Annotated in this window: 18 protein-coding genes and 2 pseudogenes; 15 read left to right on the forward strand and 5 right to left on the reverse strand. The window is 63.2% G+C overall.

The genetic code is table 11. The features are described 5' to 3' along the window. The first annotated feature begins 29 nt into the window (after nucleotides 1-29). The 8 genes and pseudogenes from rnr (at nucleotide 30) to alr (ending at nucleotide 7872) form a co-directional block, all read left to right on the forward strand. The gene (gene rnr, locus S4A8_RS13220; protein WP_353177783.1) at nucleotides 30-2330 is read left to right on the forward strand and encodes a ribonuclease R; all 2301 of its coding nucleotides are present in this window, start codon (nucleotides 30-32) and stop codon (nucleotides 2328-2330) included. Next, nucleotides 2330-3049, forward strand: a complete 720-nt coding sequence (locus S4A8_RS13225) for a YiaD family glycine zipper/OmpA-like lipoprotein (protein WP_353220498.1) — start codon at nucleotides 2330-2332, stop codon at nucleotides 3047-3049. Before rnr ends, S4A8_RS13225 begins: the two co-directional genes overlap by 1 nt. 101 nt (nucleotides 3050-3150) lie before the next feature. Then, nucleotides 3151-3909: a 23S rRNA (guanosine(2251)-2'-O)-methyltransferase RlmB gene (gene rlmB / locus S4A8_RS13230; protein WP_353220499.1), complete on the forward strand. Its 759-nt coding sequence runs from the start codon at nucleotides 3151-3153 to the stop codon at nucleotides 3907-3909. Nucleotides 3910-4047: 138 nt separating this feature from the next. Then, nucleotides 4048-4407, forward strand: coding sequence for a 30S ribosomal protein S6 (gene rpsF / locus S4A8_RS13235; RefSeq protein WP_293627128.1), 360 nt, complete (start codon nucleotides 4048-4050; stop codon nucleotides 4405-4407). A 12-nt stretch (nucleotides 4408-4419) separates the two neighbouring features. Further along, a complete protein-coding gene (rpsR, locus tag S4A8_RS13240) occupies nucleotides 4420-4650 on the forward strand; it encodes a 30S ribosomal protein S18 (protein ID WP_006914321.1) in 231 nt (76 codons plus the stop codon). Between the two features lie 9 nt (nucleotides 4651-4659). Next, nucleotides 4660-5094, forward strand: a pseudogene (gene rplI, locus S4A8_RS13245) (50S ribosomal protein L9); the annotation flags it as partial. A 323-nt stretch (nucleotides 5095-5417) separates the two neighbouring features. Next, nucleotides 5418-6773: a replicative DNA helicase gene (gene dnaB, locus S4A8_RS13250; RefSeq protein WP_353177790.1), complete on the forward strand. Its 1356-nt coding sequence runs from the start codon at nucleotides 5418-5420 to the stop codon at nucleotides 6771-6773. A 31-nt stretch (nucleotides 6774-6804) separates the two neighbouring features. After that, nucleotides 6805-7872 carry an alanine racemase gene (gene alr, locus S4A8_RS13255; RefSeq protein ID WP_353220500.1) on the forward strand — a complete coding sequence of 356 codons (1068 nt, stop codon included), beginning with the start codon at nucleotides 6805-6807 and terminating at the stop codon, nucleotides 7870-7872. A gap of 1506 nt (nucleotides 7873-9378) precedes the next feature. Here alr and S4A8_RS13260 read toward each other — a convergent pair. Next, the gene (locus tag S4A8_RS13260) at nucleotides 9379-10368 is read right to left on the reverse strand and encodes an alpha/beta hydrolase (protein ID WP_353220501.1); all 990 of its coding nucleotides are present in this window, start codon (nucleotides 10366-10368) and stop codon (nucleotides 9379-9381) included. 200 nt (nucleotides 10369-10568) lie between these two features. Between S4A8_RS13260 and radA the strand changes: the two genes are divergently transcribed. Then, complete coding sequence (gene radA / locus S4A8_RS13265) at nucleotides 10569-11936, forward strand: DNA repair protein RadA (protein ID WP_353220555.1); 1368 nt, start codon at nucleotides 10569-10571, stop codon at nucleotides 11934-11936. Between the two features lie 5 nt (nucleotides 11937-11941). On the opposite strand, the gene S4A8_RS13270 is transcribed toward radA, so the two are convergent. Beyond that, nucleotides 11942-13276, reverse strand: coding sequence for an HlyC/CorC family transporter (locus S4A8_RS13270; protein ID WP_353220502.1), 1335 nt, complete (start codon nucleotides 13274-13276; stop codon nucleotides 11942-11944). Nucleotides 13277-13343: 67 nt separating this feature from the next. After that, the gene (locus tag S4A8_RS13275; protein WP_353177799.1) at nucleotides 13344-14147 is read right to left on the reverse strand and encodes a cytochrome C assembly family protein; all 804 of its coding nucleotides are present in this window, start codon (nucleotides 14145-14147) and stop codon (nucleotides 13344-13346) included. A gap of 147 nt (nucleotides 14148-14294) precedes the next feature. On the opposite strand from S4A8_RS13275, the gene ffh reads away from it, so the two are divergent. The 5 genes and pseudogenes from ffh (at nucleotide 14295) to rplS (ending at nucleotide 18019) form a co-directional block, all read left to right on the forward strand. Beyond that, on the forward strand, nucleotides 14295-15701 hold the full coding sequence (ffh, locus tag S4A8_RS13280) for a signal recognition particle protein (RefSeq protein WP_353220503.1): 1407 nt from the start codon (nucleotides 14295-14297) through the stop codon (nucleotides 15699-15701). A gap of 157 nt (nucleotides 15702-15858) precedes the next feature. Continuing rightward, nucleotides 15859-16095, forward strand: a pseudogene (gene rpsP, locus S4A8_RS13285) (30S ribosomal protein S16); the annotation flags it as partial. 174 nt (nucleotides 16096-16269) lie between these two features. Beyond that, nucleotides 16270-16788 (forward strand): ribosome maturation factor RimM, encoded by a 519-nt coding sequence (gene rimM / locus S4A8_RS13290; RefSeq protein WP_353220504.1) that lies wholly within the window; start codon nucleotides 16270-16272, stop codon nucleotides 16786-16788. Between the two features lie 2 nt (nucleotides 16789-16790). Continuing rightward, nucleotides 16791-17561 carry a tRNA (guanosine(37)-N1)-methyltransferase TrmD gene (trmD, locus tag S4A8_RS13295; RefSeq protein WP_353220505.1) on the forward strand — a complete coding sequence of 257 codons (771 nt, stop codon included), beginning with the start codon at nucleotides 16791-16793 and terminating at the stop codon, nucleotides 17559-17561. A gap of 110 nt (nucleotides 17562-17671) precedes the next feature. Then, nucleotides 17672-18019 carry a 50S ribosomal protein L19 gene (gene rplS, locus S4A8_RS13300; protein ID WP_006914333.1) on the forward strand — a complete coding sequence of 116 codons (348 nt, stop codon included), beginning with the start codon at nucleotides 17672-17674 and terminating at the stop codon, nucleotides 18017-18019. A 919-nt stretch (nucleotides 18020-18938) separates the two neighbouring features. Here the strand turns inward: rplS and S4A8_RS13305 are convergent. Next, entirely contained in the window at nucleotides 18939-19460 is a 522-nt protein-coding gene (locus tag S4A8_RS13305; protein WP_353220506.1) for a C40 family peptidase, read from the reverse strand. 67 nt (nucleotides 19461-19527) lie between these two features. After that, a complete protein-coding gene (gene trxB, locus S4A8_RS13310) occupies nucleotides 19528-20553 on the reverse strand; it encodes a thioredoxin-disulfide reductase (RefSeq protein WP_353220507.1) in 1026 nt (341 codons plus the stop codon). A 183-nt stretch (nucleotides 20554-20736) separates the two neighbouring features. On the opposite strand from trxB, the gene sppA reads away from it, so the two are divergent. After that, nucleotides 20737-22614: a signal peptide peptidase SppA gene (gene sppA, locus S4A8_RS13315; RefSeq protein WP_353220508.1), complete on the forward strand. Its 1878-nt coding sequence runs from the start codon at nucleotides 20737-20739 to the stop codon at nucleotides 22612-22614. Nucleotides 22615-22616: the final 2 nt, after the last annotated feature.

Consider the following 22616-nt stretch of genomic DNA (forward strand, 5'->3'; position numbering starts at 1 on the left):
GGTATCGTGCGCGCATATGGAGCAAAATCTTGAATAAGAAAACGAGCGGTAGCGCCGACTGGCGCGACCGCGATCCGCAGTTCAAACACGAAAAAGGCAGCTACGCCGAACCGGTGCCCAGCCGCCAGCTCGTGCTCGATGACCTCGCCGAGGCCGGGCGGCCCCTGACCTGGGCCGAGCTGACCGAACGCTATGCGCTGACCGGCGATGCCGCTGAAGCGTTCGAGCACCGCCTGCGCGCCATGTTGCGCGACGGCCAGTTGCTGGAAAACCGGCGCGGCGCGCTGGGCCCGCTCGACAAGATGGATCTGGTGCGTGGGCGCGTACAGGGTCATCGCGACGGGTTTGGCTTTCTCATCCCCGACGACGGCGAGCAGGACGATGTCTTTCTCAACCCGCGTCAGATGCGCCTGCTCATGCACGGTGATCGCGCGGTGGTGCGTATCGTCGGACGCGATCAGCGTGGCCGGCGCGAAGGACGTATCGCCGAGGTGCTCGAGCGTGTCAACGACACGGTCGTCGGGCGCTTCGTCGAAGAGCGTGGCGTATGTCATGTCGTGCCCGACAATGCGCGCATCGCCCACGATATCCGCGTGCCCGAGGCCGATCGCAACGGCGCCGAACATAACCAGATGGTGACCGTTCGTATCGTCGAGCCGCCGTCGAAGCGCGTACAGCCGATTGGCGAGATCGTCGAAGTGCTGGGCGATCGCATGGCGCCGGGCATGGAGATCGATATCGCCATGCGCTCGCACGGCATTCCCTACGAATGGCCGCCCGAGGCGCTGGCCGAGGCCGAAGCCTTCGGCGACGCGGTCGCCGAAAAAGACAAGCAGGGGCGCACCGATCTGCGCGATCTGCCCTTGGTCACCATTGACGGCGCCGACGCGCGCGATTTCGACGACGCTGTCTATGCCCGCAAGACCCCACGCGGCTGGCGGCTGTGGGTCGCCATCGCCGACGTGTCGTCGTATGTGAAACCGGGCTCGGCGCTCGACGAAGAAGCCCAGCGCCGTGCGACCTCGGTGTATTTCCCCGATCATGTCGTGCCCATGCTGCCGGAGGCATTGTCGAACGGCTTGTGTTCGCTCAATCCCGAGGTCGACCGGCTGGCGCTGGTCTGCGAAATGCGCCTGGACAAACAGGGGCGCATGCGCTCGAGCCGCTTCTATTCGGCGGTGATCCGCTCGCATGCGCGCCTGCTCTACGAACAGGTCGCCGACTGGCTGGAAAACCCGGAGAACATGCCCGAGCGCTATCGGGAACTGGCTCAGCCGCTGAACAACCTGCACGGGCTGTACGAGGCACTGCTCGCCGAACGCCGCGAGCGGGGCGCGATCGAGTTCGAAACCACGGCCACGCGCATCATCTTCAACGAAGATCGCAAGATTCAGCGCATCGTGCCCACCGAACGCAATGTCGCGCACAAGATCATCGAGGAATGCATGATCGCAGCGAACGTGGCTACGGCCACGCATCTGTCGAAAAAACGCATGCCGCTGCTTTATCGCGTGCACAGCGGCCCGGCGGCCGACGCGCTCGAGGACTTGCGTGCGTTCCTGGCCGAGCGCGGACTCTCGCTGCCCGGTGGCAGCGATCCGCAGGCGGCCGACTATGCGCGGCTGCTGGCGTCCATCGCCGATCGCAGCGATGCGCATCTGATCCAGACAGTGATGCTGCGCAGTCTGTCCAGGGCGGTCTACACGCCCCACAACGACGGCCATTTCGGTCTGGCGCTGGAAAACTACGCCCATTTCACATCGCCGATCCGGCGTTACCCGGATCTGCTGGCGCATCGCGCGATCAAGCACCTGGAGGCGCGGCGCAAGCCCAAGACCTTCGACTACGACATGGGCATGATGGAGGCCCTGGGCACCGTCTGCTCGGAAGCCGAAAAGCGCGCCGACGACGCCACCCGCGATGTCGACGACTGGCTCAAATGCGAATACATGAGCGATTCGCTGGGCCAGACGTTCGAAGGCACGGTCACCGGCGTGACCTCCTTCGGGCTGTTCGTCGAGCTCGACGGTATTTATGCCACCGGCCTGGTGCATGTATCGAGCCTGTCGAATGACTATTATCATTTCGACGCCCAGTCGCGTTGTCTGCGTGGTGAACGTTCAGGCGTGGTACACCGGCTGGCCGACAAGATGAAAGTGAAGGTCGCGCGCGTCGATCTCGACGAGCGCAAGATCGATTTCGAGCTGGTCGCGCCCGACAGTGCGGCCACCAAACGCGGCAAACCGGCGCCGAAGTCTGACTCGGGCAAGTCCGACAAGCGCAAGTCGTCCGGCAAGTCGCGCCGTCAAAGCAAACGAGGTAAACGTTGATGAACCGGTCCATGACCCGAAAGAATTCTGCAATCCTGCTCGTCGCACTGCTGTGCACGGCGTTGTTCGTGACCGCCTGCGCGGGCGACCCCAATCGCAAGACCAAGATCGGTGCCGGCGTAGGCGCGGTCCTCGGTGGCATTGCCGGTTCGCAGCTGGGCGACAAGTCCGGCACCAATGCCGCGATCGGCGCGGCCATCGGCGCACTCGCCGGCGGCGCGACCGGGCGCTATATGGATAACCAGCAGCAAGAGCTCAACCAGAAGCTGTCGGCCGAACAGGCCCGCGACATGCTCGATATCACCCGTCTGAATGGCGACGCGCTCAAGATTGGCGTGGCCAGCGATGCCTCGTTCGCGGTGGATAGCGCCACTTTGTCGGGCAACGCCCAGAGCACGTTCAACAAGATCGCGGAAACGCTCAAGGACTACGACAAGACCGCGATTCACGTGGTCGGTCATACCGATAGCACGGGCAGCGAGCAGTACAACATGAAGCTGTCGCAGCAGCGTGCTCAGGCCGTGGCCCAGTTCCTGACCAGCCGCGGCGTGGATCCGCAGCGCGTGCTCACCTGGGGGCGCGGCGAATCCGAGCCGATCGCCAGCAACGATACCGAAGCCGGCCGTGCGGAAAACCGTCGTGTGGATATCGTGATCAAGCCGATCGTGGAAGGCCAGGAATCGCAGGCTTTCTCCGAGCCGCCGTACCTCGGCTCGTAAGCGAGGCGTTTTCGGCCATCGTGCCGATCGATGAAGCCCGGCATGGCCGGGCTTCTTTGTTTGCAGCAATTCTTTCGAGCGACAAGAGCGGGGCATAGCCGGTGACAAGCGCAGACGAACAGGGCCTGATCGGCGGCTTTCATGCCGTGATGAGTGCGATTGAAAAGGATCGCGGCCTGGCGCGCATCTGGCTGGCCAGCGGCCGGCGTGACGGGCGCGCCGACGCGTTGCGGGCTGCCGCGGCCGATCGCGGTATCGAGATCGTAAGCGCGGATATGGCCGCGCTCGATGCCATGCTCGCCGATGTACGTCATCAGGGCTGTATCGCCGAGCGTGCGCTCGCGCGCGAAAAACGCGAATCAGACCTGCCGGATCTGCTCGCCGCTGCCGAGCGCCCCTGGGTGCTCGCACTCGATCAGGTTCAGGATCCGCACAATCTCGGGGCCTGTCTGCGCAGTGCGGCCGCCGCGGGCGTGACCGCCGTGATCGCACCGCGCAAGCGTGCCGCCGGGCTCACCGCTGCCGTGCGCAAGGTGGCCGCGGGCGCGGCCGAGCGTATTGCCTTTGTGCCGGTGACCAATCTCACCCGCGCGATCGCACGCCTGCAGGACGAAGGATTCTGGGCGGTTGGCCTCGATGGCACGGCAGAACGTTCGATCTACGACAGCGACCTGCCGGAACGGCTGGTGCTCGTGGCCGGCGGCGAGGAGAAGGGCATCCGGGCGCTCACCGCACGCCAGTGCGATGCGTTGGTCTCGATTCCGATGGCAGGGGACATCGAAAGCCTGAACGTATCGGTGGCCACGGGCGTGGCCCTGTTCGAAGCGCTGCGCCAGCGCCGGCTGGCCACGCAGGGCTGAAATAGCCCGCGCACGCGTTGCGTTGGGCGCGTCAAGCCCTTAGACTACCGCGCCTCGCGGCGTTCGCGCCGCAGTCCTTGCTCCACGGTCATTCAGGCAATCGAACAGGCCGGGGGCTGCAACCCGAAAGGAAACACAATGCGACACTATGAAATCGTGTTTCTGGTCCACCCGGACCAGAGCGAGCAGGTGCCGGCGATGGTCGAAAAATATCGCGGCATCATCGAAAACGATGGCGGGACCATCCATCGCCATGAAGACTGGGGCCGTCGTCAGCTGGCCTATCCGATCACCAAGATCCACAAGGCGCATTACGTGCTGATGAACGTGGAGTGCTCGCAGGAAGCGCGCGAGGAACTCGAAGACGCGTTCCGTTTCAACGACGCCGTGCTGCGTCATCTGGTGATCGCCCGTCACAAGGCCGATACCGACCCGTCCCCGCTTGCCAAGAACGCCGACGATCGCGGCGAGCGCAAGCCTGCTGCCAACGCCAGCTAAGGAGTTTCGAACATGGCCCGTTTTTTCCGTCGCCGTCGTTTTTGCAAGTTCACCGCCGAAGGCGTCGAGGAGATCGATTACAAGGATATCGAGACCCTCAAGCAGTACGTCACTGAAACCGGCAAGATCGTGCCCAGCCGTATTACCGGCACCGCGGCACGCTATCAGCGTCAGTTGTCCACCGCGGTCAAGCGCGCGCGTTTTCTCGCGCTGCTGCCGTACACCGATCGGCATTCGTCCTAGGAGGCCCTCGTGGAAGTCATTCTGCTACAGAAAGTCCGCAACCTCGGCGACCTGGGCGATACCGTCAAGGTCCGTCCCGGTTACGGTCGTAATTTCCTGATGCCGCGTGGCATCGCGCTGCCGGCCACCAAGGCCAACCTGGCGGTCTTCGAAGAGCGTCGTTCCGAGCTGCAGGCTGCCTCGCAGGAACGCGAGGATCAGGCCAAGGCGCGTGCCGACAAGCTGCGTGGCACCGAGTACGTCATCGCCATGCGTGCCAGTGACGAAGGCAAGCTGTTCGGTTCGGTCGGTCCGCAGGAAATCTCGGACGCGATCACCGAAGAAGGCGTTGAGGTCAGCCCGAAGGAAGTCACCCTGACCGAAGGCACCATCCGCCAGGTCGGTGAGTACAGCGCCTTGTTGCAGCTGCATGCCGAGGTCGAGGTCGAGGTCACCGTGATCGTCGCCCAGAAGACCGACATGGGCATCAACATGCCGCCGCGTCGGGCTGCCGACGAGGCCGAAGAAGATGCCACCGCCGACGAGCTCGATGGCGAGCGTGTCGAAGACGCCGGCGAGCCGGCCGACGAAACCGGCACCGAAGCCGACGCGCCGCTGGGCGAGCGCGAAGACTGATTCGGTCGCCGTCGCGGCATTTTCTGCCCGACCTGAAAACGCCGCCTCCGGGCGGCGTTTTTTTTGGTCCGCGCCTTGCGTAAACTCCAGCTTCATTCTCGCCGCGCACGCACGGCGAGACGCCCCTCGTTCGTGTAAACAGGCGATACGCCATGGCCGAAGCCAAGCTGCCCCCGCATTCCATCGAGGCCGAGCAATCCGTGATCGGCGGCCTGCTTTTGTCCGAGCGTGCCTGGGACGAAGTCGCCGGGCGCATCAACGAAGACGATTTCTATCGCGAGGATCACCGCCTGCTGTTTCGCGGGCTGGCCGATCTCGCCGATACCGGCCAGCCGCGCGATCTGGTCACGCTCACCGAATGGCTGCGTAGCCGCGGCCTGCTGGAGAAAGCGGGCGGGGCCAGCTATCTGGGCAATCTCGCTGCCGATATTCCGGGCGCGGCCAATATCAAGGCCTACGCAGATATCGTGCGCGAACGCTCGATCATGCGACAGCTCATCCGCGCCGGCGACATGATCACCACCATGGGTTTCGATACCCAGGGGCAGACCGCGGCCGACCTGCTGGAGTCGGCAGAGAAGGAAATCTTCGCCATCGCCGAGCGCGGCCGGCGCGGCGGCGAGGGCCCGCAGGGGCTCAATTCGATTCTCACCAAGGCGGTCAACCGGATCGAAAAACTCGTGGCCAACGAGGGCTCGTTTTCCGGACTGCCGACCGGGCTCAACAACTTCGACAAGATGACCAACGGCCTGCAGCCCTCGGATCTGTTGATCCTGGCCGGGCGCCCGTCGATGGGCAAGACCAGTTTCGCGATGAATATCGTCGAAAACGTCGCCATCAAGGAAAAAGTGCCGGTCGCCGTGTTCTCGCTGGAGATGTCGGCCGAACAGCTGGTCATCCGTATGATTTCGTCGTGGGGGCGTATCGATCAGTCGCGGCTGCGCTCCGGCCAGCTCACCGAGGATGACTGGCCCAAGGTCACCTCGGCGATCGGCATCATGAATGAAAATGCGCGGCTGTTTATCGACGACACGCCTGCGCTGTCGCCCTCCGAGCTGCGGGCCCGTGCACGCCGGCTCAAGCGCGAACACGATATCGGCCTGGTCATGGTCGACTATCTCCAGCTCATGCAGGTGCCGGGTACCAAGGAAAACCGTACCAACGAGATTTCCGAGATTTCGCGCTCGCTCAAGGCGCTGGCCAAGGAACTGGACGTGCCGGTGATCGCGCTCTCCCAGCTCAACCGCCAGGTCGAACAACGCGATAACAAGCGTCCGCGCATGTCCGATCTGCGTGAGTCCGGCGGTATCGAGCAGGACGCCGACGTGATCATGTTCGTTTATCGTGACGAGGTTTATAACGAAGACACGCCCGACAAGGGGGTGGCCGAGATCATTATCGGCAAGCAGCGTAACGGTCCGCTGGGCACCGCGCGCACGGCGTTCTTGTCGCATTTCACGCGTTTCGAGAATCTCCAGGAACACTACGACGACGATTTCATGGAATGATCGCCGTTTTCAGCCAAATCGGGATTGCGCCATGATTAGAGCCCGCGCCGTCATCGACCGCGCCGCGATCGCCCACAATCTCATGCGCGTACGTGCAATGGCGCCGCACGCCCGCGTGTATGCCGCGGTCAAGGCCGACGGCTACGGGCACGGCGCGACCACGGTTGCCCATGCGCTGGCCGAGGCCGATGGTTTTGCCGTATCCAGCCTCGACGAAGCGCTGCAGCTGCGCTGGGCCGGGATCGACAAGCCCATCGCCATGCTCTCCCAGCAGCTCGATGCCACGGTCTGTGAACAGGCCGGCGAATATGCCTTCGAGCCGGTGATATTCCATGCAAGCCAGCTCGACGCGCTCGAACACTATATCGGCCCGGCGCTCAAGGTCTGGGTGAAAATCGATAGCGGCATGCACCGGCTGGGCTTTGCGCCGGCGTATCTCGACGAGGTACAGGCACGGCTGGAAGCGCTCGAACGCGTCGAAATCGTCGGCTGGCTGACCCATTTGGCATGTGCCGACGAGCCGTCGCGCCCCGAAACCCCGGCCCAGCTGGCGGTATTCGCCGAGGCCACCGCCAATCATCGTGGTTTGCGTTCGATCGCCAATTCGGCTGCGGTACTGGCCTGGCCGGACGCGCATGCCGATATCGTACGGCCAGGCATCATGCTCTATGGCAGTTCGCCCATGTGCGATCGCGATGCGGCCAGCTACGATCTCAAGCCGGCCATGCACTTGAGTGCGCCGTTAATTGCGCGTAACCATATCGCCGCCGGCGAAACCATCGGCTACGGCGCGACCTGGCGTACCCCCGAGGCGATGGATATCGGCGTGATCGGTATCGGCTACGGCGATGGCTATCCGCGCCATGCGCCCTCGGGCACGCCGGTGCTGATCGATGGCGTGCGTGTCCCTCTGGTCGGCCGGGTATCGATGGACATGATTACCGTGGATCTGCGCAACGCGCCGAATGCGGCCGTGGGCGATCGCGCCACCCTCTGGGGCGGCGGCCTCGATGTCGATGAAGTCGCCCGGCATGCCGATACCATCGCCTACGAACTGTTCTGTCGATTGACGCCGCGGGTGCGCTTCGAGGTGGTGTGAGCGTTGCTTGGGTATGAAACGCAGTGGGCTGTTCTGAAGAAGGCAGGTCGTCCGCGAATGAACGCGAATACACGCGAATAAGGCAAAGACGTATTGCGCCAGGCCCGCTGGCCTGGTTTTCATGCCGCACGCTCAATGCAGTCCGCAGATGGCCACCTCTATAAGCGATGTTGGTAATCCACCGCGTAGTGGCTTCGTTCTTCAACGAGCAACCGCAGATTACACAGATGAACAAGTGCGGCAGCTGCGCGACCCGACAGCGAACGATCACGGCTTCCTTTCTTCGATCTGCGTGATCTGCGTCGATCTGCGGACTGTGCCTTACCGCGAGTGCCACCCAAGCCAAGGCGTCAATACTGTCTATCGGCCACTACGGCCAAATCAATCAATCGGCGTAATCGGCGTAATCTGCGGATCAATGGCTTCTCGGCTTATGTATGAAATCCTCTTGCAGGCAGATTGTCCGCAAATGAACGCGAATACACGCGAATAAGGCAAAGACGTAGTGCGCCAAGGCCGGCTGGCCTGGTGTCCACGCCGCACGCTCAATGCAGTCCGCAGATGGCCCCTCTATAAGCAGTTTCGGTAATGCACCGCGAGATGGCTTCGTTCTTTAAGAGCAACCACAGATTGCGCCGATTACACAGATGAGCAAGTGCGGCACCTGCGCGACGCGACAGCGACCGATCACGGTTTCCTTTCTTCGATCTGCGTGATCTGCGTCGATCTGCGGACTGTGCCTTACCGCGAGTGCCGCCCAAGCCAAGGCGCCGGTGCGGTCGATCGCCCACTACGGCCAAACCAATCAATCTGCGTAATCGGCGTAATCTGTGGATAAACAGTTTCCTAATTACGCGTGAAGCGCAGCGGGCTGTTTTCCGAAGCAGGCAGGTCGTCCGCGAATGAACGCGAAGACACGCGAATAAGGCAAAGACGTAGTGCGCCAAGGCCGGCTGGCCTGGTGTTCACGCCGCACGCTCAATGCAGTCCGCAGATGGCCCCTCTATAAGCAGTTTCGGTAATCCACCGCGAGATGGCTTCGTTCTTCAAGAGCAACCGCAGATTTCGCAGATTACACAGATGAACACGCGCGCCACATGCGTCGGAAGGCAGTGAATGACCGCGATTTAGTGTCTTGATCTGTGTGATCTGTGTGATCTGCGTCGATCTGCGGACTGTGCCTTACCGCGAGTGCCACCCAAGCCAAGGCGTCAATACTGTCTATCGCCCACTACGGCCAAATCAATCAATCGGCGTAATCTGCGGATCAATGGCTTCTTGGCTTATGTATGAAATCCAATTGCAGACAGATTGTCCGCGAAGACACGCGAATAAGGCGCACGACAGGTTGCTCGAAGGGCGGTTGCGCTGCGGTTAACGCCTCGCGTGCCAACGGTTTAGCCAATCAAGCGCTGCTTTTCATTCGCGTTTATTGGCGTGCATTCGCGGACCGTTTTCCTTCGCTGTCGATTGCGCCTGCGGCGATCTGCTGGGGCGGTGCGGGCGTTACCGCAGACTGATTGGGCTGCGCCCGCGTTCTTCCCGTTTCGCACGGCCCCGCTCGCGGCGGCGGTTATCGGTCGCCTCTGGCGTCAGGTGTTCGTGGAAGAAGGCGATCTGGTCGGCACTGGACTGGCGAAAGCCCGCACCGCGGTAGATATCGAAATGGCCGATCTTGTAGTGGCGCTCGCGCCCGCGCTCGCCGGCGTGCAGGACGGTGGCCTCGGCGGCCCACGGCGGGGCGACGCTGTCTTCGTCGCAGATCTGTACGAGTATGGGGCAGGGCAGCCGGTTGGCGCGCCGGCCGGGCCGGTAGAAGGCCAGCGTAAGGGCAAAGCGCGCCGCCATTTCGTTGCGCCAGTCGGGTGGGGTGATGGCCTTATAGCCGTCGTAGGCATCTTCGCTGGTCATCGCGGCGAGCGTACCCGGCCGGCCCACGATCGGGATCATGTACGGGTCGGCGCCGGCGAGGTTGTTGATGGCATCGCGAATACCGGCCCAGGTGAGCTTGAGCAACTGCACGAAGCCCGCGTACGAGACGAAGTTGGTCACCGCGGCAAGCCCGTCCATCATCGGCCCCTGGGCGGTGACCGCGGCGACATGGCCATCGCGCGCGGCGGCGGCCACAACATGCCCGCCCGAGAACGAGCTGCCCCAGAGCGCGATACGTTCGGGGTCCACATCGGCCTGACGCCGGGCGACGGCGATCGCGATCTTCCAATCGTAGAGTTGCGCGCGAACGGAAAACAGCTGGCGTGGCTCGCCGTCGCTGGCGCCGAAATAGCGGTAGTCGAACAGGAACACGGCCAGCCCGGCGCTGGCGAAGCGTTCGGCATAGGGTTCGAGCCCGGCGTCGCGCGTGCCGCCCAGGCCGTGCGCCATGACTACGCAGGGCACGCCATTGTCGGTTCGCAGGGCATCGCTACGCGCGGGATAGAACCAGGCGCGACAGGTCGTGCCACGGCTGATGAAGTCGATATCCAGGCGTTCGTGCATCGAAACCTCGCTGATCGTTCACCACGGCGTCTGCCAATCATCGGCGCGCGGTGCGTGCATCGCTGAAATACAGCGCCTAGTATGCCGGTTTGTTTTCCGGCGCCGTAAGTCCGTATCGCGACTCCAGCGAGCGAATACGTGGGCCACGGCGGGCAGGGCCGCGTTTCGTGGTGCCGGCCGGCATGATTTTCGAGAGTGTGATGGCGCGCAACAAGACTGTTTTCATCTGTGAGGCCTGTGGCGCGAGCCACCCGAAATGGGCGGGCCAGTGCAGCGATTGTGGCGCCTGGAATACGCTGGTGGAAAGCGTTGCGGCCGCGCCGGCCAAGCCCGGGGCGGGCGTGCCGACGAGTTTCGGCAATGCCGCGCCGCAGGTGGAACGCTTGAATGCGATCCGACCGGCCGAAACCGCGCGTACGCCCACCGGCTTGTCGGAGCTCGACCGCGTGCTCGGCGGCGGCCTCGTACCGGGCTCCGTGATTCTGATCGGCGGCGATCCGGGTATCGGTAAATCGACGCTGCTGTTGCAGGTGCTGGCCCAGCTCTCGGCGGCAATCCCGGCACTCTATGTCACCGGCGAGGAGTCGCTGGAGCAGGTTCACCTGCGCGCGCAGCGCCTGGGGGTGGATCAGGCGGAACTGGCGGTGCTCGCCGAAACCTGTGTCGAGCGCGTGCTGGCGCTGGCCAAACCGCAGGCACCGAAACTGGTGGTGATCGATTCGGTTCAGACCGTGTTCTCACAGGCCGTGACCTCGGCGCCAGGCAGCGTGTCGCAGGTGCGTGAATCGGCGTCCATGCTGGTGCGCTTTGCCAAGGCCACGGGTACGGCGTTGATTCTGGTGGGGCATGTCACCAAGGAAGGCACCATCGCCGGCCCGCGTGTGCTCGAACACATGGTCGATACCGTGCTCTATTTCGAAGCCGAGGCGTCCAGTCGCTTTCGCGTGATTCGGGCGGTGAAGAACCGTTTTGGCGCGGTCAACGAGTTGGGCGTGTTCGCGATGTCCAACACCGGCCTGAAGCAGGTCACCAATCCGAGCGCGATCTTCTTGTCGCGGCATGAAACGGCCGTGCCCGGCAGTGCGGTGATGGTCACCCGCGAAGGCTCGCGACCGATGCTGGTCGAAGTCCAGGCGCTGGTCGACGAATCCCAGCTGCACAACCCGCGCCGCGTCGCACTCGGCCCGGACAGTCAGCGCCTGGCCATGTTGCTGGCCGTGCTGCACCGTCATGGCGGTATCCCGTTGGGCGATCAGGACGTGTTCGTGAACGTGGTCGGCGGCATGCGCGTGACCGAAACCGCGGCCGACCTGGCCGTGGTGCTCGCGGCGCTTTCGAGTTTTCGCGATCGCGCGCTCGGCGAACGGTTAGTGATATTTGGCGAAATCGGCCTGGCTGGCGAAATCCGGCCGGTACCGGGCGGCGAGGATCGCCTCTCCGAGGCCGCCAAGCACGGCTTCACCCGGGCGATCGTGCCCAAGGCCAACACGCCGCGCAGCAAGCGTATCGGCGAAATGGAAATCGTCGGCGTGGCGCGCCTGAGCGAGGCGATCGACGCCATCGCTTAGCTCGCTTAGCGATCCCTATCCAGATCGGTCTTGTCACGCTCATCGCGCGGGAGCATGTCCTCGTCGGCCGTGCGCCGTAGCCGACGGCGCGGTGGCTTGACCCGAACGGTTTGAACCAGGTTCGCGCGGGTCTGCGCGATTTCCAGCACGTATTTGCCCACCTTGAGCTTGGTGCCGGGCTGGGGGATGGTCTCCAGGTGTTCGGTGATCAGCCCGTTCATGGTCTTGGGCCCGTCCACCGGCAGCTTCCAGCCCATGGCGCGGTTGAGCGCGCGCAGGGTGACCGTGCCATCCACCAGATAGCTGTCGTCGCCGTCCATATAGACGTTTTTCACGCGCGTGGCGGGGTCGGTGGTGAATTCGCCCACGATCTCTTCGAGAATGTCCTCGAGCGTGACCAGGCCCTGGATATCGCCGTACTCGTCCACCACGAAACCGATGCGACGCTGCTGGTTCTGGAAGTTGAGCAGCTGCTGGTTGAGCGGCGTGCCTTCGGGCACGAAGTACGGCTCGCGGGCGAGGCCGAGCAGCGCGTCCTTGTCGAGATTGTCTTCGGAGATCAGTGCCAGCACCCGGCGCATATGCACGATACCGGCGAGTTCGTCGATGGAACCGTCGAAGATCGGCAGCCGCGTATGTTGATTGTGGACGAGCTGTTCGAGGATCTCGGACCAGGACTTGCTGATATCGATGCCCACGATCTCGTTACGCGGGACCATGATGTCCTCGACCGTGGCGTTTTCCATATCCAGAATCGACAACAGCATCTGCTGATGTCGGCGCGGAATCATCGCCCCGGCTTCGGTGACCACGGTGCGCAGCTCCTCGGAAGACAAAGAATGGGCCGCCGCATCGTCGGCCGATACTCCGAACAGGCGCAGCAGGCCGTTGCCGGCCCAGTTGATGACCATGACCACCGGCCAGGCCACGCGTAGCAGCGGCGCATACACATAGGAGGCCGGATAGGCCACGCGCTCGGGGTGCAGGGCCGCCAGCGTTTTCGGGGTGACCTCGGAAAAGATCAGCACGAACACGGTCAGCGTAACCGTGGCCACGAGCACGCCGACATTGCCGAACAGGCGAATACCGATCACCGTGGCCACGGCCGAGGCCGCGATATTGACCAGATTATTGCCCAACAGGATCAAACCGATCAGCCGGTCGGGGCGATCCAGCAGATGGGCCGCACGCGATGCACCGCCATGACCGGTCTTGGCCAGGTGCTTCATGCGGTAGCGGTTGAGCGTCATCAACCCGGTTTCCGAGCCCGAAAAGAAGGCGGATAACACGAGCATCAACAGCAATATGCCGAACAGAACCGGCAGCGAGATGGCGTCCAAGAAGTCAGCCCTGAATCAAATGAGTACGCGTCGAGTATCTAGACTATCGGCACGTTGGCCGCGCGCGTTACCAATGTTCGCCCAGAATCAGCTCCAGCACCAACTTGCTGCCGAAGTAGGCGAGCACGAGCAGTACATAACCGGCCAGCGCGCCGCGCACCGCCAGCCGGCCACGCCAGCCATAGCGCCAGCGCCCGTAGAGCAGCACCGCAAAGAAGACCCAGGCGAACAGCGACAGCACGGTCTTGTGGACCAGATGCTGGGCAAACAGGTCGTCGATGAACAGCGCGCCGGTGGCAATCGCCAGACTCAACAGGAAAAAACCCGCGCCGATCAGCCGGAACAGCAGCGTTTCCATGGTCTGGAGTGCGGGCAGGCGGGTGAACATCCCCGCCGGTGGCCGACGTCTGAGCTGACGATGCTGCAAGGCGAGCACGATGGCCTGTACCGCGCTTAGCGTGAGCAGGCCGTAGGCGAGGATCGATAGCAGGATATGCAGTTGCAGCGGCCAGGCCAGGGCTTCGGTTGCACTGTGGGAATCGGGTACAAGCAGCGCAGCAATCGCGCACAGGCCGGCGAACGGATAGATCACAAGCCCCAGCGCGCCGACCGATTCGCGCAACGAAAACAGCCACAACAGCAACGCAGCCTGCCAGGCGAACAGGGACAGCGCGGTGCCCAGGCCGATGACCAGCATGCCCGAATGCAGGCTCAGATGAACCAGCGAGCCGATCTGGGCAGCCAGCGCCAGCCCGGCCACGGCGGTGACGTGCCAGTACGGCGCGCCCTGCGCCAGATGGCGCCATACCGCGGCAGCGGCGCCGGCATAGAGCAGCGCTGCGAGCAGCACTTCGATTACGACCAGTGCCATTTAAACCAAGAGGGACTCGAAAGCCATGTGGACCATTGTGCCGTATTTCTCGTCTCGGGCGAGCCGCGATCGTGCGGCTATCGAATGCAGCGAGCGCCTGCGACGTTATACTGGGCGCCTTCATGGTTCCATCGATCGAGCGCGTGCATGTTCGACAGTCTGAGTGATCGGCTCAATCGCAGTTTTCAGACCATCCGCGGCCGCGGCCGGCTGACCGAAGACAACATCAAGGCCACCCTGCGCGAAGTGCGCATGGCGCTGCTCGAGGCCGACGTGGCGCTGCCGGTGGTCAAGCAGTTCGTCGACGATATTCGGGCCCGCGCGGTGGGCAACGAGGTGATGACCAGCCTCACGCCCGGTCAGGCGCTTATCAAGATCGTCAAGGACGAGCTCACGTCGCTGCTCGGCGAGGCCAACGAAAGCCTGGATCTGCGCGTCAAACCGCCGGCGGTGGTGCTCATGGCCGGCCTGCAGGGCGCCGGCAAGACCACCTCCACCGGCAAGCTCGCGCGCTATCTCAAGCAGCGCGAGAAGAAATCCGTACTGGTCGTCTCGACCGACGTGTATCGCCCGGCGGCCATCGATCAGCTCGCGCGGGTCGCAAGCGATGTGGGCGTGGATTTTCATCCGAGCCAGTCGAGTGACAAGCCGATCAAGATCGCGCAATCGGCGATGGAGGCCGCGCGCAAGGGCTTCTACGACGTGCTGATCGTGGATACCGCCGGCCGGCTGGGTATCGACGACAAGATGATGGCCGAGATCAGTGGCCTCAACGAGGCGCTCAAGCCCGCTGAAACGCTGTTCGTGGTCGATGCCATGACCGGCCAGGACGCCGCCAACACGGCCAAGGCCTTCGGCGACGCGCTGCCGCTGACCGGCGTGGTGCTCACCAAGGTCGATGGTGACGCCCGTGGTGGTGCGGCGCTATCGGTGCGCCAGATCACCGGCAAGCCGATCAAGTTCCTGGGCGTGGGCGAAAAGCTCGAAGCGCTCGAGCCGTTTCATCCGGACCGTGTGGCCTCGCGCATTCTCGGCATGGGCGACGTGCTGTCGCTGGTCGAGGAAGCCGAGCAGAAGGTCGATCGCCAGAAGGCCGAAAAACTCGCCAAGAAGCTCCAGAAGGGCAAGGGCTTCGATCTCAACGATCTGGCCGACCAGCTGCGTCAGATGCAGGAAATGGGCGGCCTTGGCGCGCTCATGGAAAAACTGCCGGGCGGGGCGCAGATGCCCAAGGGCATGGCCGCGGCCGCCGACGATACCCAGGTCAAACGCATGCTGGCCATCGTCGACTCCATGACCGCCCAGGAGCGTGCCTTTCCCGACGTGATCAAGGCCTCGCGCAAGCGCCGCATCGCCAACGGCTCGGGCACGCAGGTACAGGACATCAACCGCTTGCTCAAACAGCATCTGCAAATGCGCAAGATGATGAAGAAGTTCAAGGGCGGCGGCATGAAGAAGATGATGCGTGCCATGCAGGGCATGGGCGGCGGCGGTGGTGGCATGCCGCCCGGCATGGGGGGTGGCGGCAGTCTGCCGCCGGGCATGGGGCGTTAGCGCGCACCGGCTTGCACCGGTTCGGTCGAATTGCCGTATCGGTGCTTTCCTTTTTCAGTGATTGGCGTACAATGCGCGATCTTTGTACGGGCGCAAGCGGCGATTTCGGTCGCGCTCTGTGACACCGTTCATTCATATCAACGGCATACAAACAGCTATGGTCAAAATTCGGCTGCAGCGCGGTGGCGCTAAGAAGCGTCCCTTCTATCACATCGTAGTGACCGACATGCGCAACGGGCGCGACGGGCGCTATATCGAACGCCTGGGTTTCTTCAACCCGGTCGCGATCGGTGGCGAAGTGCCGCTGCGTCTCGATATCGAGCGGATCGAATACTGGAAGGGCCATGGGGCACAGCTTTCCGAGCGTGTGACCAACCTGGTCAAGAGCTTCAACCGTCATGGCGAAGGTCAGGCTCCGGCCCGTGCCGCGCCGCCGGTGAGCAAGGCCAAGGAAGCCCCGAATCAGACCGTGCCGGCCGGCGTGACGGGCGATCAGTCCGCCGATGCCGCCCCGCAGGCCGACGAAAGCCAGGCCGGCGCCGCGGAATAACAGCGCGCGCCTGCTGGCATGGCGGATCGACCGGTCGTTCTTGGCCATGTAAGCGGGCTTTTCGGCGTCAAGGGTTGGGTCAAGGTTTATTCCTACACCCGCCCGGCCGTTAATCTGTTCGAATACGATACGTGGCTGATAGGCCGCCAGGACGATACCTGGCGGCCTTTTCGCGTTCTGGATGCACGCGAGCAGGGCAAGACACTCGTGGCCCAGCTGGCCAGCAACGGCGCGCCCTTGCCCGATCGGGATGCCGCCGCCGAACTCATCGATTTGCAGATCGCGGTCGAACGCGATCAGTTGCCCGAGCCCGATGACGACGAGTACTACTGGTTCGATTTGATCGGCCTGGACGTGGTCAATCGTGACGGCGTGGCATTGGGCCGCGTGAAAGCGATGATGGAAACCGGCGCCAACGATGTACTCGTGCTCAAGGGCGATCGCGAGCGCCTCGTGCCGTTCGTCGTCGGCGAAATCATCGACGAGGTCGATCTCGATGCTGGGCGGATCGTTGCCGACTGGGACCCCGACTTCTAGACGTGCGTATCGACGTCGTTACGCTGTTCCCGGAATGGGTCAGCCAGCTCGAGCAGTTCGGTGTGGTCGGGCGCGGCTTGCGCGAATCACGCCTGGAACTGGCCTGCTGGAATCCGCGCGAGGCGGCCGATAACGCCAGCGGGCGGGTCGACGATCGCCCCTATGGCGGCGGCCCGGGCATGGTCATGCAGGCCCCGCCGCTGGCGGCGACGCTCGAACGCGTGCGCGCTGCACGCAACGACAGCGTACCGGTGATCATGCCTTCGCCGCAGGGTGCGCCTTTCGATCAGGCACGGGCCCAGCAGTTGGCCGAAGGCTCGGGGTTCGTGCTCGTTTGCGGGCGTTATGAAGGCATCGACCAGCGTTTTGTCGATGCCTATGTGGATATGGAACTGTCGGTGGGGGATGTCGTGCTCTCCGGCGGTGAACTGCCGGCGATGATGATCATCGACGCGGTGGCGCGGCTGTTGTCCGGCGTGCTCGGCGATAGTCGCTCGGCCACCCAGGATTCGTTCATGAGCGGGCTGCTGGATCATCCGCATTACACGCGGCCGCCGACATTTGCCGGCCGGGACGTGCCCGAGGTGCTGCTCGGCGGTGATCATGCCCGGATCGCGCGCTGGCGTGAAAAACAGGCCCTGGGCGCGACCTGGCGACGGCGCCCCGATCTGCTCGCGCGCTGCACGCTCAGCGACGAACAAAAAGCGGTGCTGGAGGCGTATATCGCCGAGCAGGCGGATGTATCCGGGCCCGCGGACGGGTCGTACGACTAGAAATTGACGAAAAACCTCGCCACGGGTGGCGAAAAACGCGACGAGTTCCGGTATACTGCCGCGTCTTTCAACGCCCCCGTGGCCTTCAAGAACGCTACTAGAGACTGACCATGAGCAACATCATCGACGAACTGGAAGCCGAGCAGCAGAGCGGCAAGAATATTCCGGATTTCTCGGCCGGCGATATGGTGGTCGTGCAGGTGCGCGTGAAGGAAGGCGAGCGCGAACGTCTGCAGGCCTTCGAAGGCATCGTCATCGCCAAGCGCAACCGTGGCCTGAATTCGGCCTTCACGGTACGCAAGGTATCGCATGGCGAAGGCGTGGAGCGTGTGTTCCAGACCTTTTCGCCGAACGTAGCCGAAATCAAGGTGCTGCGTCGTGGCGACGTGCGTCGCGCCAAGCTCTACTATCTGCGCGAGCGCAGCGGCAAGTCGGCCCGTATCAAGGAAAAGCTGTAAACGCTTTTCCCGGCCGCCATGCAGCCTGATGCATGGCCGCAAAGAAAACGGCGCCCGAGAGGCGCCGTTTTTGTATCGGGCGGCGATTAATCGGTTGCGCGATTCGGTATGACACGCCGCTGGCTGAACGCAAGCCAGCAGGTGGGCCGCCAATGGACGCACAACGACGTGTGCGCAGTTCGGTAATCGACCGCTTGATGGCTTCGTTCTTCAAGAGCAACCACAGATTACGCAGATGAGCGCGCGGCACCTGCGCGATGCGGCAGCGACCGATCACGGTTTCCGTTCTTCGATCTGCGATCTGCGTCGATCTACGTCGATCTGCGGACTGTGCCTTACCGCGAGTGCCACCCAAGCCAAGGCGCCGACGCGGTCGATCTCCCATCACGGCGAAATCAATACATCTGCGTAATCGGCGTAATCTGCGGATAAATGGTTTTACAGAACCCGGCGTGCAGCACGCTAAAGATAAATCCAGGCCGGGCGCCGCTGTGCGCGAATCGCGGTAGTCGACCGTCTGATGGCTTCGTCCTTCAAGCGCAACCGCAGATTGCGCAGATTACACAGATGAGCGCGCGGCACCTCTGCGATGCGACAGCGACCGATCACGGTTTCCGTTCCCCGATCTGCGTGATCTGCGTCGATCTGAGGACTGTGCCTTACCGCGAGTGCCACCCAAGCCAAGGCGCCGATGCGGTCGATCGCCCATCACGCCGAAATCAACACATCTGCGTAATCGGCGTAATCTGCGGATAAATCGCTTCTTGCATACGGGCGAAACGCCGCTGGCTGTTCTCAAGCAAGCAGGTCGTTAGCCAATGAACGCGAAGTACAAGTCGGCCGCAGGCCGGGTGAGCTCATGTTCAGCCAGGATGCTGAATCCGGCCGATAATCAAGCGCGGGTTTAAAAGCGCTGTCGTCAGGGCAGCTGGCGGACCACGCCGACCAGGCGTTGTTGCCAGAAGTCGTCGTCGGTATCGAATAGCGCCACGCCGGGGCTGGCGCCGAAACCGGGATTGGCCATGAGCATCTCGCCGGCCTGGGTATACAGGCCGACGACCAGCCGGTCGCCGCCCTGACTATCCTCGACCCGGTAGAACAGCAGGTCGGCCGGCTGAGCTTCGACCAGTTCGATGGGTTTGCCCGTATCCAGCTGGGCCTGAAGATCGCGGGGCAGGGCCGCACCCACGCTGCGATAGGCCGCATAGACCAGGCCGCTGTCGTCATAGGCTTGCGGGCCTGCCGCACCGGCCTGATAGGGGCTGCCGAGCATCTGCAGGGCGGCATCGGCCACTGCCGTACGTGTCGCGGTGGTGGGCGGGATATCCTGCTCGCTACCGCGCGGCGCGCTGCTGCAGCCCGCCAGGGCCAGTAGCAGCGCTACTACGAGGATCGGGCAGTAGGCGCGTAACGCAGTCGCCATGCGAATCGAAGCTGTCATGGCCTTCATCATGCCTCAACCACGACGCGCCCGACCAGTCGGTACGCATCGTGGCCGATACGATGGCTCATACCTCGCGGTGGGCGACCTGGCTTTCCAGATGGGCTTCGCGGGCGTTGTCGTCTTCGCTGAGCGCGTCGAGATATTTTTCGGCATCGAGTGCGGCCATGCAGCCGGTGCCCGCCGAGGTAATGGCCTGTCGATAGACATGATCCATCACGTCGCCGGCCGCGAATACGCCGGGTTTGCTGGTGGCCGTGGCATTGCCCTGTGTGCCGCTCTGGACCTTGATATAGCCGCCGGCCATATCCAGCTGGCCTTCGAAGATATCGGTATTGGGCTTGTGGCCGATGGCGATGAAGATACCATCGACATTGAGCTGTTGCGTCTCGCCAGTTTCGCGGTGTTTGATCCGCCCGCCGGTCACGCCCATTTCGTCGCCGAGCACTTCATCGAGCTCGTGATCCCAGACGATCGAGACATTGCCGTTGGCGACCTTGTCGAAGAGTTTGTCGGCCAGAATCTTTTCGCCGCGGAACTTGTCGCGCCGATGCACGACCGTGACATGGGCGGCGATATTGGACAGATACAGGGCTTCTTCGAGCGCGGTATTGCCGCCGCCGATCACTGCGACGTTCTTGTTGCGATAGAAAAAGCCATCGCAGGTTGCGCAGGCGGAAATGCCCTTGCCCATGAACGCGGTTTCCGATTCCAGACCCAGGTAACGGGCGGTCGCGCCGGTAGCGATGATCAGTGCGTCGCAGGTATAGATGCCACGATCGCCTTCCAGCCGGTAGGGCGGCTTCGACAGGTCGGTGGTGTGGATATGGTCGAACACGATCTCGGTATCGAAGCGCTTGGCGTGTTCTTCCATGCGCTGCATCAGCCCCGGGCCCTGCAGGCCTTCGACATCGCCGGGCCAGTTGTCCACATCGGTGGTGGTCATGAGCTGGCCACCCTGTTCCATGCCGGTCAGCAGCACGGGCTTGAGATTGGCGCGCGCGGCATAGACCGCAGCGGTATAGCCGGCAGGCCCGGAACCGAGAATGATCAGCCGGTGGTGGATGACGGGTTTGCTGTCGTCTTTGCTCATGGTTGATCCTGGCGCAGAATTAGCGATCTAGATGCGTGTTCATGCGGTGTCGCGACGCCGAATTCAAGTCGCGAAGGGCAGTGCGAGCGGCTACACTGCCACGCGTCGCACGCGTTTGCATCCATCACGCTTGTCTATCGACCGGCCCGTCCTCGGGTCCCGCGTTGATCCTACGGAGTTGTCGTGGCCAAGAAACCCTCGCTCATTCGTCGTCTTTTTCGTGGTATCTGGCGCACGATCCTGCTGTTTTATGCACTGCTGTTGATCGTGACGCTGGTGCTCGTACCGGTGGGCGTGTATTTCGCGTTTTTCAGTACCCCGAATGTCACCGTGGAGCAGGATACGGCCCTGGTCTGGACGCCCAGCGGCGAGCTGGTCGAGCAGCGCAATCACGGCGTGGGTTCGTTGCTCGGTGCGGCGGTTTCGCAGCCGCAGCCGCAGTCAGTGGTGCGCGATCTGATCGAATCGCTGGATCGCGCGGCCGCCGATAGCCGTATCAAGCTGGCGTTCTTGAAGCTCGACGAACTGGTGAGCGCCCAACCCGGTCAGTTACAGGATCTGATCGCCGCGATCGATCGCTTCAAGCGTTCCGGCAAGCCGGTCTATGCCTGGTCGCCGGCCTACAATCAGGCCCAGTACGCATTGGCCAGCCATGCCGATACGATCTACCTGGACCCGCTGGGCTATGTGTTGCTCCCCGGCTACGGCGTGTATCGCAACTACTACAAGGACGCCATCGACAAGCTCGGTATCGAGGTCAATGTGTTCCGGGTGGGCGAATACAAGTCCTATGTCGAGCCTTATACCCGCAACGACATGTCGCCGCAGGCCCGCGCGGCCAACCAGGCCTGGATGAATTCGCTCTGGCAGACCTATCGCGACGAGGTCAGTGCCGATCGCGATTTCGCGGCCGAGGATATCGACCGCTATACCGAGACCTATGCCGATGCGCTGGTCAGTGCCGGCGGGGATGCCGCGGCCGTGGCGCGCGATGCCGGTCTGGTCGACACGGTGGCGCCGCTAGCGGATATACGTGCCCAGGTCAGCGAACAGGTGGGCGTGGACGATACCCACGGCAGCTTTCGCCAGATTCACTATGTGGATTATCTGGGCGCGACCGATGCCGACGAGTCGAAACCGGCGACCGAAAGCCGGATCGCGGTGGTGGTCGTGGAAGGCGCAATCGTCGACGGCGAAAGCGTACCGGGTTCGGCCGGCGGCGATACCGTGGCACGTTTGATTGCCGATGCACGGCGCGACGATCATGTCGCGGCGCTGTTGCTGCGCGTGAATTCGCCCGGCGGCTCGGTGACCGCCTCCGAGCAGATCCGCCGCGAAGTACAACTCACCCGCGAAGCCGGCAAGCCGGTGGTGGTCTCCATGGCCGGTATGGCCGCGTCCGGTGGCTACTGGATTTCCATGAACGCCGATCAGATCTGGGCCGAGCCGGCCACGATCACCGGCTCGATCGGCATCTTCGGCATCGTGCCGACCTTTGCCAAACCGCTCAACGATCTGGGCATCCATACCGACGGCATTGGCACCACGTCCTTGTCCGGCGCGCTGCGTCTCGATCAGCCGCTGTCCGAGCCGGTCAAGGCAATGCTGCAGGCCGGCGTCGAGCACGGTTACGATGAGTTCGTCTCGCGGGTCGCGCAAGCGCGCGACATGCAGCCCGAGGCGGTGCGCAAGATCGCACAGGGCCGGGTCTGGAGCGGCATCGACGCCGAGCGCATCGGCCTGGTCGACAAACTGGGTGGCTATCTCGACGCCGAACAGGCCACCGCCAAACTCGCCGGCCTGGGAGCCGAGGACTATACGTTGCAGCCCATGCAGCCGCCTTCGGACTGGCGTGCGGCGATCCGGGAATTTCTGAGTTCGAACGTGCAATCCGCCGTCGTGCCAGCGTGGCTGTCCAAGGTCACCGATGCATCGGCACTCGATTGGCTGCGTACGGGACTCAACGACCCGCGGCATCTGTATGCGCATTGTTTCTGTGCGATCGACAACGGTGCACCGCCCGCATCACAGGTCTCGCTACCTCAAAAACGTGTGGAGTGAAG

Source organism: Salinisphaera sp. S4-8 (assembly GCF_040361235.1).
In the GTDB taxonomy this organism is placed as follows: domain Bacteria; phylum Pseudomonadota; class Gammaproteobacteria; order Nevskiales; family Salinisphaeraceae; genus Salinisphaera.